The sequence below is a fragment of the Candidatus Avoscillospira sp. LCP25S3_F1 genome, assembly GCF_052117125.1.
GTDB lineage: Bacteria > Bacillota > Clostridia > Oscillospirales > Oscillospiraceae > Avoscillospira_A.
Genome location: NZ_JBQKJT010000001.1, coordinates 212,123 through 224,890, shown reverse-complemented (window position 1 = coordinate 224,890; position 12,768 = coordinate 212,123). Strand labels below are relative to the sequence as shown.

The window sequence follows — 12,768 nt, the reverse complement described above, 5'->3', positions numbered from 1 at the left end:
CCACAGGAGGAACACCCTATGACCTTGCAGGGCATCGGGGCGTCGGACGGCATCGGACTGGGTAAAGTCCTGCCGGTCCGTCCGGCTTCCCTGGACTATTCCGCCGTCGTCAGCGGCGGACCGGAGATCGAGCGGGGCCGCCTGACGGCGGCCATCGCCCGGTTTACCGAGACCACCACGGCCATGGCCGAATCCCTCCGCGCCGACGTGGGCGAAAAGGAATCGGAAATCCTCACGGGCCAGGTGGTCATGCTCAGCGACCCCTTTATGCAGTCCCAGATGACCGACTGCATCGACGGCGGCCAATGTGCCGAAGCCGCTGTGGATCAGGTCTGCTCGTCCTTTATGGCCATGTTCGCCGGGGTGGACGATGAGATGATGCGGCAGCGGGCCACCGACATCGGCGACATCCGCAGCCGGATGCTGTCCATCCTCCTGGGCCGGGAGGCCACCGATCTGAGCCGCCTGCCGGAGAATACGGTGCTGGTGGTCCACGATCTGACGCCTTCCATGACCGTTGGTATGGACCGCAAGCACGTGGCGGCCATCGTCACGGAGGTGGGCGGCCGCACCAGCCATCCGGCCATTCTGGCCCGTGCCATGGAGGTTCCCGCCGTCCTGAGCGTCGCCAATGTGGTGGACACCCTGGCCGAGGGCCAGGACATCATTGTGGACGGCGCCGCCGGTGTGGTGCTCACCGCATTCGACGAGACCACCCGGCAGCAGTATGAGGCCAAGCGGGCCGAGTATCTGCACCAGCGGGAGCTGCTGAACGTCTACCGTGACCGGCCCACTGTGGACGCCGACGGCAACCACTACGGCCTGTACGCCAACATCGGCTCCGCCGCCGAGGCCCAGGCCGCCGCCGACGCAGGCGCGGAGGGCATCGGTCTGTTCCGGACCGAGTTCCTGTTCATGGACCGCACCGCCGCCCCTACGGAAGAGGAACAATACGAGGCCTACGCCGCCGTGGCGAAGATCATGGCAGGGAAGGAGGTCATCATCCGGACCCTGGACGTGGGCGGCGACAAGGCCGTGGACTATCTCCAGATGGAGCCGGAAGAAAACCCCTTCCTGGGCCACCGGGCCATCCGCTATTGTCTGGACCGGCCGGACCTGTTCCGGGTCCAGCTGCGGGCGCTGCTGCGGGCCGGCGCTGTGGGCAAGAACATTAAAATCATGCTGCCCCTGGTGACCTCTGTGGAGGAAATCCGCAAGGCCAAGGCGCTGCTGGAGGAATGCAAGGCGGAGCTGAAGGCCGAGGGCAAGGACTTTGACGGTGACATTGCCGTGGGTATTATGATCGAGACCCCGGCGGCGGCGTGGATTGCCGATTTGCTGGCGCTGGAATGCGACTTCTTCTCCATCGGCACCAACGACCTGACCCAGTACACCATGGCGGTGGATCGGGGCAACGCCAAGGTGGCGGGGCTGTACGATACGCTGCATCCGGCGGTGCTGCGGTCCATTCGCAGCGTCATTGCCGCCGCCAAGGCCGCGCACATCCCCGTGGGTATGTGCGGCGAGGCGGCTGCCGATCCGCGGCTGACGCCGCTGCTGCTGCGCTGGGGTCTGGACGAATTTTCCGTCAGCACGTCGTCCGTTCTGTCCACTCGCGCCCAAATCCATCGTTGGCATCGGGAGGATGCGGAGATGGTGACGGAGCACGCCATGGACTGCGCCACGGCTGCCGCCGTCGCGGAGCGTCTCTCCCAGTAACCACCGCACCCAGATTAAAAAGCTTTTACTGAATTTTTTCTCGAAAAAATTCTGGGGTCCAGGGGCAAAGCCCCGGTCGCCCGCCGCAGCGGGCGAAATCCCCGCACCGCGCACGGGGCGAACGCCGCCCGCCGCAGCGGGCGAAATCCCCGCACCGCGCACGGGGCGAACGCCGCCCGCCGCAGCGGGCGAAATCCCCGCGCTGCGCACGGCGCGAAACGCCCGCCCCGCGCACGGGGCGAAATCCCCCAGTGTCCCAAAGCGCCATCCGCAGATGGCGCAATCTCCCGGCGTATGCCGAAGGCCGCCGTCCCCACCCCTCAGCGGGTGGTGGACGGCGGCCTTTTCCTGTGGGCGGCGGTCCCGATGCCCCGCGCAATCCCACGGTTTCCCTCGACTTCATAAATTCTTCATCATTTCGATACTGGTTTGTTCATCGGAAATTTTTTATACTATACCCGTAAGGAGGGGTTCCCCAATGCATCACATTCTGATCTGCGATGACGAGCAGGACATCGTCAACGCCTTGAAAATCTACCTGTCCAGTCCCGATCTGGTGTTGCACGAGGCCAACAACGGCCAGCAGGCGCTGGAGGTACTGGAAAAAAACGATATTCAGCTGGTGCTGCTGGACATTATGATGCCGGTGCTGGACGGGATTTCGGCCATGGTGCGCATCCGCCAGCACAGCAATGTCCCCATCATTCTGCTGACGGCCAAAAGCGAGGACACGGACAAAATCCTGGGTCTGAACACCGGCGCCGACGATTACATCACCAAGCCGTTCAATCCGGTGGAGGTGTTGGCGCGGGTCCGGTCCCAGCTGCGCCGGTACACCCAGCTGGGGGGCCGGACGGAACCGGCCGCGCCGGAACCGGATGTCTTTCAACTGGGCGGCGTCTGCCTGGACGACCGGGCCAAGGCGGTGACGCTGGACGGGGAACCGGTGTCGCTGACACCGACGGAATTTGAGATTTTAAAGCTGTTGATCTCCAATCCCGGCCGGGTCTACGCCCCCGACGACATCTACCGGCAGGTGTGGAAAAAGGAACCCTTCGACATCGATAACACCGTGGCGGTCCATATCCGCCACCTCCGCGAGAAAGTGGAGATCACCCCGTCGGAGCCGCGCCATCTGAAAGTGGTATGGGGCCGGGGCTACAAAATGGAATGAGGAGGCATCCATCATGAACTGGTTTTCCAAATCGGAACCGGCGGCGGAAGCAGCCGCCGCCCATACAAAAATCCCCCTGACCCATCGGCTGTGGGCGAAAGTCGTATCATTTTTGCTGGTGATTCTGATGATTCCCACGTTTTTGGGCACCTGTCTGGGCATTTTTGCCATGTGGACAACGGGCGTCTATACCATGACGGAATCGGCCATGCTGGACACCATGCTGGAAAATGTGGCGTCCGGCGTTGCCTATGACGCCGCCAACGCTCTGGTTTACGAAACAACCGATCACTTTCAAAACCGCTGGATCAACGGCAATATTGCCAGCCTGGAAGCCAACATGACCGGCGAACGGACCGGAAATTTCGGTATCGTCAACGGCGGCGCCCCGTCCGACCACACCTATTCCTATGAATGGATCTATGTGGAAGACGACGACACCGGCGAAAAATTTATCACCGATGCGGATGCTCTGACCGACCAGGGATACGCGTCCGATTCCATCAAAGTGTCCCATCTTTCTGTGACGATCACTCTGCCCAATACGTTTACGTTTGGCGATGAATTTTACCTGGTGTCGCGGGTGGTCCGGGTCCTGTATACCCTCCGGGTCTGGGCCTATCCCCTGGCTGCCGTGTCCCTGATGCTGTCCATTGCGTCCCTGGTCTTTCTGCTGTGCGCCACAGGCAAGCGCAGGGGAGTGGCGGAGATTCAGCCCGGTTGGGGTACCTTTGTCCCCGCCGATGTGCTGACGGCTGCCACGCTCTTCGCCGGATTCCTGGGCGCGCAAATCATGGTGGAAGCCACGTATGGCTTCTGGAACGTGCCGATGATGTTCCTGTTTACGCTGGGCTTCCTCTTCCTGGAAGTGATTTCTCTGGGCTGGCTTATGAGCATCACGCTGCGGCTGAAACTGCACACCCTGTGGGCCAATACGATCATTTACCGGGTGCTGCGGCTGGGTTATCGTCTGCTGCGGAAACTGCTCCACGGCGGTTCCCTGATTCTGCGCGGCACCCCCACCATGAAAAAGACCGTGGCAATCGCGGTGGGTGTGGTGCTGGTGGACGGGTTTTTCACCGCCGCCACCGCCTGGGGCGGCGAGGCTGGTTGGTGGTTCTTCCGTTCTGTGATCTTCCTGGCGGTGGTGGTGCTGCTGACCCTGAGCTGCCGGAGACTGTATGACGGCGGCAAGGCGTTGGCCGAAGGGGATTTGAACCATCAGATCAGCCTGACGCATCTGTACGGCCCATTGAAGGACCACGCCGAACACCTGAACGCCATTGGCGAGGGCATGACGGCGGCGGTGGAACAGCGGATGCGCAGCGAACGGATGAAAACAGAACTGATTACCAACGTGTCCCACGACATCAAAACGCCCCTGACGTCCATCATCAACTATACGGATTTGATCGAAAAAGAGCCGTGTGATAACGCCAAAATCACCGAATACGCCGAGGTGCTGCACCGGCAGTCGGACCGGTTAAAGCGGCTGATTGAGGATTTGGTGGAGGCGTCCAAGGCGTCCACGGGCAATCTGGAGGTGCAGATGGCCCCGTGTACGGTGAATATCCTGCTGGGGCAGGCGCTGGCCGAGTATGAGGAAAAGCTGTCGTCGTCCCAGTTGGAGCTGATGACGGGCATTGAAAAGAATCTGGAGATTCTGGCCGATGGACGGCGGCTGTGGCGGGTGTTTGACAATCTGATGAACAACATCTGCAAATACGCCCAGCCCCATACGCGGGTGTATGTGACGGCCCGGCCGGTGGCGGGCCGAGTGGAGATCGCCTTTAAAAACATTTCCAATGTGCCGCTGAATCTGACGGCGGAAGAGCTGATGGAACGGTTTGTCCGGGGCGATGAATCGCGCCATAGCGAGGGCAACGGTTTGGGATTGTCCATCGCCCGGAGTCTGACGGAGCTGCAAAACGGCAGAATGGAGCTGTCGGTGGACGGCGACTTGTTTAAAGTGGTGCTGACCTTTCCGCTGCTGTCCAAACAATAACGGCTTGCCGCACGTTCTTAAAATACAAGGGTCCGGGAGGCGAAGCCCCCCGGACCCTTCCGATGTTTCATCCATTTGCGGAACGCAGTTCCTTAAAACGTTTAATACAGGCCCTCCAGCAGCATGGCGTTGGCCACCTTCTTGAAGCCCGCCACATTGGCGCCCACCACCAGATTACCGGGGGCGTTGCACTCGGCGGCGGCCTCCTCCGCCTGATGGAAGATATTCACCATAATACTCTGGAGCTTCTGGTCCACCTCGTCAAAGGTCCAGTTGGTCCGCATGGAATTCTGGGTCATCTCCAGACCGCTGGTGGCAACGCCGCCGGCGTTGGCCGCCTTGGCCGGACCAAACAGAATGTTGTTGTCCAGGAAATAGTTGATGGCTTCCGTGGTGCTGGGCATATTGGCGCCCTCGGCCACGGCCTGGACGCCGTTGGCAACCAGCGCCTTGGCGCTGTCCAGGTCCAGCTCGTTCTGGGTGGCGCAGGGCAGGGCAATATCACACGGAATGGTCCAGATGCCGCGGCAGCCCTCATGGTACTCCGCGCCGGGAACCCGCTGGGCGTATTCCTTGATGCGGCCCCGCTCCACTTCCTTAATCTGCTTGACCACGTCCAGCTTGATGCCGTCCCGGTCGATGATGTACCCGGCGGAATCGGACATGGCAATGGGTTTGCCGCCCAGCTGCTGGGCCTTCTGCACGGCGTAAATCGCCACGTTGCCGGAACCGGACACCACAATGGTTTTGCCCTCGATGGAATCGTTCTTGAGACACCGGAGCATTTCCTGGGTAAAGTACAGCAGGCCGTAGCCGGTGGCCTCGGTCCGGGCCAGGGAGCCGCCAAACCGCAGGCTCTTACCGGTGAGGACGCCGGCGGTGAACTGGTTTCTCAGCCGCTTGTACTGGCCGAACAGGAAGCCGATTTCCCGGCCGCCCACGCCGATATCACCGGCAGGCACGTCCATCTGGGAACCGATATGGCGGTACAGCTCCGTCATAAAGGACTGGCAGAACCGCATGATCTCATTGTCGCTCTTGCCCTTGGGGTCGAAGTTGGAGCCGCCCTTGCCGCCGCCCAGGGGCAGGGAAGTCAGGCTGTTCTTGAACACCTGCTCAAAGCCCAGAAATTTGATGATGGAGGCGTTGACGGAAGGATGGAACCGCAGACCGCCCTTATAGGGGCCGATGGCGGAGTTGAACTGAACGCGGAAACCGCGGTTGACATGGACCTTGCCCTGGTCGTCCTCCCAGGTCACGCGGAAGGTCACCATGCGGTCCGGCTCCACCAGACGCTCGACGATGCCATGGGTCTCCAGTTCGGGATGCATTTCCACATAGGGCTCCAGGGATTCAAACACCTCGCCCACCGCCTGCAAAAACTCCGGCTGACCGGGGTTGCAGCGGACGGTATCTTCATAGACGCGCTTCAAATAGGCATTCTGCAACATAGGCTACTCCATTTCTCTGCGGACCGCAGACCGCAGGTTTTTTTCGGCAGCGGACCCCCAACCGGGGGAACGCCGTTTGATTGTACGATCCTATTATAACGGGTCGTGGTCCGTTCCACAATAGAAAACACTCCAAATTTTAGGCTTTTTTTCTGGTGTTTTCCACTCTGCAAGTCCGTTCCATACTGTAGTCTGTTAGTTGTTCACTGTAGCAGGACTGCGGAGCAGTTCTGTCCATATGCCGGCGACAATCGCGTTTTGGTGAACGAGTTGCGCAAAATTTTTTTAGAATTTACAGAATTTTTATTGCAATTTCCCAAGGATGGGAGTACAATAAAGCTACAATCTAAGACTGGTAGCTGTAACGAAGTGCTGCGCGCACGGGCTGCAACTATCACTCGGCTTTTGCAGAGTGTTTCAAACCATAGGCGGTTTGAAACATTTTTTGTTATCCGAGACGTGTTGTTCTCAGTCATTAAGGAGGAACCATCATGTACTTATTGACAAACGGCAGACTCATCACCCGGGACCCGGAGCATCCCTACTATGAAAAGGGCGCGGTGGTCTTTGACGGCCCCTCCATTGTGGCCGTCGGCGAAGAAGCCGCCCTGCAGAAGAACTATCCGCAGGCAGAGGTCATCGACGCCAAAGGCGGCGTCATCATGCCGGCATTCATCAACGCCCATACCCATATCTATTCGGCGTTGGCCCGGGGCCTGTCCATCAACGGGTACAACCCCACCAACTTCTATGAGGTACTCGACGGCATGTGGTGGAACATCGACCGCCATCTCACGCTGGACGGTACCAAGGCATCGGCCGACGCCCTCTATCTGGACTGCATCAAGCAGGGCGTCACCACCATTTTTGACCATCATGCCTCGTTCTGTGAGATTCCCGGCTCGTTGCAGCGCATCGCGGAATCGGCCAGGGAGTTTGGAATCCGTTCCTGCCTGTGCTATGAGGTCTCCGACCGCGACGGCGAGGAAAAGGCCTTGCAGGCCATCCAGGAAAACGCCGATTTCATCACCTGGTGTGAGCAGGAAAAAGACCCCATGCTGGCGGCCATGTTCGGCGGCCACGCCTTGTTCACCATTTCCGACAAGACCTTCGAGCGGATGGTGGCGGCCAACAATGGCCGGACCGGCTACCATATCCATGTGTCCGAGGGCATGAACGACGTCTATGACAGCCTGCAAAACTATGGCCGCCGTCCGGTGCAGCGGCTCCAGGACCACGGCATCCTCGGCCCCAAGACCATCCTGGGCCACTGTATCCATGTGAATACCGCCGAAATGGAGATCATCCAGGAGACGGGTACCATGTGCGTCAACAACCCGGAATCCAACATGGGCAACGCCGTGGGCTGCTCTCCCATCTTGCAGCTGATGGCCCGGAATATCCTGGTGGGCCTGGGTACCGACGCCTATACCAACGATATGCTGGAATCCCTCAAGGTGGCGCTGACCATCCAGCGGCATAACGCCTGTATGCCCAATGTGGGCTGGTGCGAGGTCACCAAAATGCTGTTTGAAAACAACGCCAAGATCGGTGAGAAGTACTTCCATACCACCCTGGGCGTCCTGAAGCCCGGCGCAGCCGCCGACATCATCGTGATGGACTACAAGCCCTTCACGCCGTTCTCCGGCGATAACATCGACGGCCATATGATCTTCGGCATGACGGGCCGCCAGTGCCAGACCACCATTGGTAACGGTAAGATTCTGATGAAGGACCGGGAGCTGGTCGGCGTGGACGAGGAAGCCGTCAACGCCCATATCCTGGAGGAGTCCAAGAAGCTGTGGGGCGAATTGAACCACACCACCTACTAAACGTAAACCCCACAATGCACTTCCGGCGGGGCTGAGGGGCCGAAGGCCCTCTCACCGCAACAATGCGAAGCATGGATTGAGCGCGCTGCCGTACCTCTTGCGTACTACCGCACCAAACCACTAAAATAACACCCCCCAAAAATTAAAAAGTTTTACTCGATTTTTTTCAAAAAATCGCAGGGGTCCAGGGGGCGGCGCCCCCGGTCGCCCCGCGCACGGGGCGAAATCCCCGTCAGCCGCACGGGGCGAAATCCCCGCTACCCTATACTATCTATAAGGAGGACCATCCTATGTCCGAACTGATGACTCCCATTCCGTTCCGCCGCCTGATGCAGTGGATTACCACCGAATACCAGCGCGATGGCTCCGTGTTTGGCGTTCACCGTCCCTATATCGCCGGTCATAAGACGCTGCCCATCTTCGGTGAGACCATCGAAACGCCCTTCGGCCCCGCTGCCGGTCCCGCTACCCAGCTGGCTCAGAACATCATCGCCGGATACTTTGGCGGCGCACGGTTCTTTGAATTGAAGACCGTCCAGCAGATGGACGGCGCCGACCTGGCCGCCTGCGTCAACAAGCCCTGCATTCTGGCAGAGGACGAGTGCTACAACTGCGAATGGTCCACGGAACTGTATGTCCACGAGGCCTTTGACGAGTATGTAAAAGCCTGGTGCGCCATCAAAATGATCTCCCACCTGTACGGCCTGGGCCACGACGACGGCTTTGTGTTCAATATGTCCGTGGGCTACGATCTGGCGGGCATCCAGGGCGAGAAAATCGACACATACCTCAACAATATGATGGACGCGTCCCAGACGCCCATCTTCCAGGAGTGCATCGCCGTTCTGAAGGCCATGTTCCCCAACGAGGAAGACTTCATCGACACCATTTCTCCCAAGGTCTCCCGCAGCGTCACTGTGTCCACCCTCCACGGCTGCCCCCCCGACGAAATCGAACGCATCGCCTCGTACCTGATTACGGAAAAGGGCCTGCACACCTTCGTCAAGTGCAACCCCACCATCCTCGGCTACGAATCCGCCCGGGATATCCTGGACTGCATGGGCTTCGATTACATCGCCTTTGACGATCACCACTTCAACGAGGACCTCCAGTACAGCGACGCCATCCCCATGTTCCGCCGCCTGCTGGCCCTGGCCACGTCCAAGGGCCTGGAATTCGGCCTGAAGCTGTCCAACACCTTCCCCGTGGACGTGAAGCAGAACGAGCTGCCCTCGGAAGAAATGTACATGGCCGGCAAGTCCCTGTTCCCCCTGACCATCGAAATGGCTCGCCGGATTTCCAAGGAGTTCGATGGCCGCCTGCGCCTGAGCTACTCCGGCGGCGCGGACTTCTTCAACATCGACCGGCTGTTTGCCTGCGGCATCTGGCCCATCACGATGGCTACCACCGAATTGAAGCCCGGCGGCTATCAGCGGTTCCGTCAGATCGGTGAGAAGCTGGAGCGCATGGTGTACCAGCCCTTCTCCCGCGTGGACTGCGAGGGCGTGGAGCGTCTGGGCGCCGATATGCGCCAGGACCGCCACCACAAAAAGGCCGTCAAGCCCCTGCCCAACCGGAAACTGGCCGAAAAAGTCCCGCTGCTCAACTGCTATACGGCCCCCTGTAAGGGCGGCTGCCCCATCGGCCAGGACATCCCCGAATATGTGGAGCTGTGCCGCCTGGGCTGCTATGAGGAAGCGCTGGAAGTCATTCTGGAGAAGAACCCCCTGCCCTTTATCACCGGCACCATCTGCGCCCATCACTGCATGGACAAATGTACCCGGAACTTCTACGACCTGCCGGTGGACATCCGCGGTACCAAGCTGATCGCCGCCGAGCACGGTTACGACGCGGTATTTGCCAAGCTGCAAGCCCCTGCCGTCCGGTTCCCCGACCGGAAAGCCGCCATCGTCGGCGGCGGCCCCACCGGTATGGCCGCGGCCCACTTCCTGGCCCGTGCCGGCGTCCCCGTGACGCTGTTTGAGCGGGAGAATCAGCTGGGCGGCATCGTCCGCCACGTCATCCCCGGCTTCCGCATCTCCGACGAGGCCATGGACAAGGACGCCGCCATGCTGACCAAGCTGGGCGTGGACATCCGTCTGGGCGCACCGGCTCCCACGGTGGAGGAATTGAAGGCCCAGGGCTATACCCACATCCTGCTGGCCGTGGGCGCGTGGAAGCCCGGCAAGCTGGATATCCCCGGCAACGTCCGGCCCGTCATCGCCTGGATGCAGGCCATCAAGGCCGGTCAGGAGACCGTCAGCGGCCATGTGGCCGTCATCGGCGGCGGCAATACGGCCATGGACGCGGCCCGTCTGGCCCTCCGGGCTGGTGCAGCGTCCTCGACGCTGGTCTATCGCCGGACCCGGAAATACATGCCCGCCGACGCCGAAGAGCTGGAGCTGGCCATGGCCGACGGCGTGCGGTTCCTGGAACTGGTGTCCCCCATGTCCCAGGAGAACGGCAAGCTGCGCTGCCGCAAGATGATTCTGGGCGACCCCGACGCCTCCGGCCGCCGCAGTCCGGTGGAAACCGACGAGTTTGTGGAAATCCCCTGCGATCTGGTGGTGTCCGCCGTGGGTGAAAAGGTGGACGATGCGTTCCTGGCCGCCAACGGCGTGGCTGTCAACGACCGGGGCCGTCCGGCCTTTGAAAACGGCTGTGTCTACACGGCAGGCGACACCCTGCGGGGTCCTGCCACGGTGGTGGAAGGCATTGCTGACGCCGCCCGGTTCTGCGAAGCCGTCACCGGTGAGAAGAGCGGATATGTGGCGCCCAACTACGCCGAGCGGGGCGACGCCATCGCCAAAAAGGGCATTCTGTGCGATTCCGCCAAGTGCGAGGGTGACCGCTGCCTCAGCTGCAATACGGTCTGTGAGTGCTGCGCCGATGTTTGCCCCAACCGGGCCAATGTGGTCATTACCATGCCCGACGGCAGCCATCAGATTCTGCATATCGATCAGATGTGCAACGAGTGCGGCAACTGCGCCGTGTTCTGCCCCTACAGCAGCGCGCCGTATAAGGAGAAGTTCACGCTGTTCTGCTCCAGAGAGGGTATGGCCGAGAGCAAGGAAAATTCCGGCTTCCTGTACCTGGGCAATCGGAAGGTCCTGGTCCGGCTGTTCGGCAACGAGGCCGAGTACGATCTGGATGATCCCAAGAACGGCCTGCCCACCTCCATCGAGGTCCTGATTCTGACCGTCCTGAACAATTACGGCTATATGGTCCAGTAAGCACCAAAAGACTGCGCCCCAGATAAAAGTTTTACTCGATTTTTTTCAAAAAATCGCGGAGTCCAGAGGCAGAGCCTCTGGTCGCCCCGCGCACGGGGCGAAATCCCCGCCCGCCGCAGCGGGCGAAACACCCGCGCCGCGCACGGCGCGAACCCCCTGTCGTCCCAAACCGCCATCCGCAGATGGCGGAACTTCCGGGGCGTCAGCCCCAAAGCCGCCGTCCCCACCCCTTACAGGGTGGTGGACGGCGGCTTTTCCGGTTTCCCCCGCATCTCTGCCCCACGCAAACACGGACCAACTGCCCCCCGTGGTTCGGGGGGCGGGTACACCGGAGAATGCTTCCAATTTCCTCCACATTGATAAGAAAAATATGGAATTTTGGAATTGTTTATGATATACTGCTGAATAGAAAGGACATCGGCAATTCTTTACATTTGTGCGCATTCCATACGGAACTGCCGATAGCTCCCAAAACCGTCAATCACACCGGAAATCGACGTACTATCAGAAGGAGGTATCACAAAATGAAAAGATGGATCGGTTTTCTGGTCGTTCCCACTCTGGTGTTCAGCCTCACCGTTCCAACGCTTGCTGTGGGGCCGGGACAGAAGAAGCCGGGAAAAGGACCGGAAACCACAACAGTGAAAGCCCTGGGCGCTTCCGCCGCGCTGCCGGCAGGGGTTACAGCCGGATCTGCGGCAGTGGGGCTGTCGGACTTCACGGTTGATACCAGCTATGCGGAGATGAGCGCCGACGAGGCCTGGGAGCAGTTCGCCCAGGCCGAAGCGTACAAAAAACTGTATGAGATGCAAGCGCGCCCACTGCGTGAGCAACTGCGGCTGCTGGAGGGACCCGGCGCGTACTACTATTACTACAACGGCGACGGCGCGGCAGCCTATAGCCAGCTGATGGAACTGAAAAATCAGGAATATGAGCTGAAACTGCTGAAAGAACAGTATGAATGGCAGAAGAAACAGGCAGAGTCCTATCTGAAACTGATCGGTGAAAAACCGGACCGGGCGCAGTTGGAATACGCTTTTTATACCAACGCGGCCACCGTCTCCGGGCTGAGCTATGAGGAACTGTACACGCAGCGGCTCGAGCTACAGGGAGAGGAACAACAGCTCAAATGGCAGCTGGAAAGTCTGGAGTACCAGTATCAGCTTGAGCAAATCAGTGACAGCGACTTTGTCGCACAGTTTGCCGCACTGTTCCGGCAAAAAGAAGCGGTCAAGGTACAGCGGGAGCAAGTGGACCTTGAAATACAGCTTCTGCTTGGTCAGATGGGGCCGGGTATGGCCATGGGACCGGGCGCAGGGCTGCTTCCGTAACAAACCACCCGGCAGGGAAAAAC

At 60.0% G+C, this 12,768-nt stretch carries 7 protein-coding genes; 6 read left to right on the top strand and 1 reads right to left on the bottom strand.

From position 1 onward, the window contains the following. Positions 1-18 precede the first annotated feature (18 nt). The 3 genes from ptsP to ACTQ33_RS01190 all read left to right on the top strand — a co-directional run bounded on the left by ptsP (position 19) and on the right by ACTQ33_RS01190 (position 4,898). Positions 19-1,719, top strand: a complete 1,701-nt coding sequence (gene ptsP / locus ACTQ33_RS01200; RefSeq protein WP_441461422.1) for a phosphoenolpyruvate--protein phosphotransferase — start codon at positions 19-21, stop codon at positions 1,717-1,719. Between the two features lie 478 nt (positions 1,720-2,197). After that, a complete protein-coding gene (locus ACTQ33_RS01195; protein ID WP_441461420.1) occupies positions 2,198-2,893 on the top strand; it encodes a response regulator transcription factor in 696 nt (231 codons plus the stop codon). Positions 2,894-2,906: 13 nt separating this feature from the next. After that, a complete protein-coding gene (locus tag ACTQ33_RS01190) occupies positions 2,907-4,898 on the top strand; it encodes a sensor histidine kinase (protein ID WP_441461418.1) in 1,992 nt (663 codons plus the stop codon). A gap of 101 nt (positions 4,899-4,999) precedes the next feature. Here ACTQ33_RS01190 and gdhA read toward each other — a convergent pair whose 3' ends face one another. Beyond that, positions 5,000-6,349 carry an NADP-specific glutamate dehydrogenase gene (gene gdhA / locus ACTQ33_RS01185; RefSeq protein ID WP_441461416.1) on the bottom strand — a complete coding sequence of 450 codons (1,350 nt, stop codon included), beginning with the start codon at positions 6,347-6,349 and terminating at the stop codon, positions 5,000-5,002. Between the two features lie 491 nt (positions 6,350-6,840). Between gdhA and ssnA the strand changes: the two genes are divergently transcribed. The 3 genes from ssnA (at position 6,841) to ACTQ33_RS01170 (ending at position 12,745) form a co-directional block, all read left to right on the top strand. Next, the gene (ssnA, locus tag ACTQ33_RS01180) at positions 6,841-8,181 is read left to right on the top strand and encodes a putative aminohydrolase SsnA (protein ID WP_441461414.1); all 1,341 of its coding nucleotides are present in this window, start codon (positions 6,841-6,843) and stop codon (positions 8,179-8,181) included. Between the two features lie 290 nt (positions 8,182-8,471). Next, on the top strand, positions 8,472-11,414 hold the full coding sequence (ygfK, locus tag ACTQ33_RS01175; RefSeq protein WP_441461412.1) for a putative selenate reductase subunit YgfK: 2,943 nt from the start codon (positions 8,472-8,474) through the stop codon (positions 11,412-11,414). A 524-nt stretch (positions 11,415-11,938) separates the two neighbouring features. Then, entirely contained in the window at positions 11,939-12,745 is an 807-nt protein-coding gene (locus tag ACTQ33_RS01170) for a hypothetical protein (protein ID WP_441461410.1), read from the top strand. Positions 12,746-12,768 lie beyond the last annotated feature (23 nt).

Coding starts and splice junctions, on each gene's coding strand:
- ptsP (WP_441461422.1), top strand. CDS start 19: ATGACCTTGCAGGGCATCGGGGCGTCGGACGGCATCGGACTGGGTAAA.
- ACTQ33_RS01195 (WP_441461420.1), top strand. CDS start 2,198: ATGCATCACATTCTGATCTGCGATGACGAGCAGGACATCGTCAACGCC.
- ACTQ33_RS01190 (WP_441461418.1), top strand. CDS start 2,907: ATGAACTGGTTTTCCAAATCGGAACCGGCGGCGGAAGCAGCCGCCGCC.
- gdhA (WP_441461416.1), bottom strand. CDS start 6,349: ATGTTGCAGAATGCCTATTTGAAGCGCGTCTATGAAGATACCGTCCGC.
- ssnA (WP_441461414.1), top strand. CDS start 6,841: ATGTACTTATTGACAAACGGCAGACTCATCACCCGGGACCCGGAGCAT.
- ygfK (WP_441461412.1), top strand. CDS start 8,472: ATGTCCGAACTGATGACTCCCATTCCGTTCCGCCGCCTGATGCAGTGG.
- ACTQ33_RS01170 (WP_441461410.1), top strand. CDS start 11,939: ATGAAAAGATGGATCGGTTTTCTGGTCGTTCCCACTCTGGTGTTCAGC.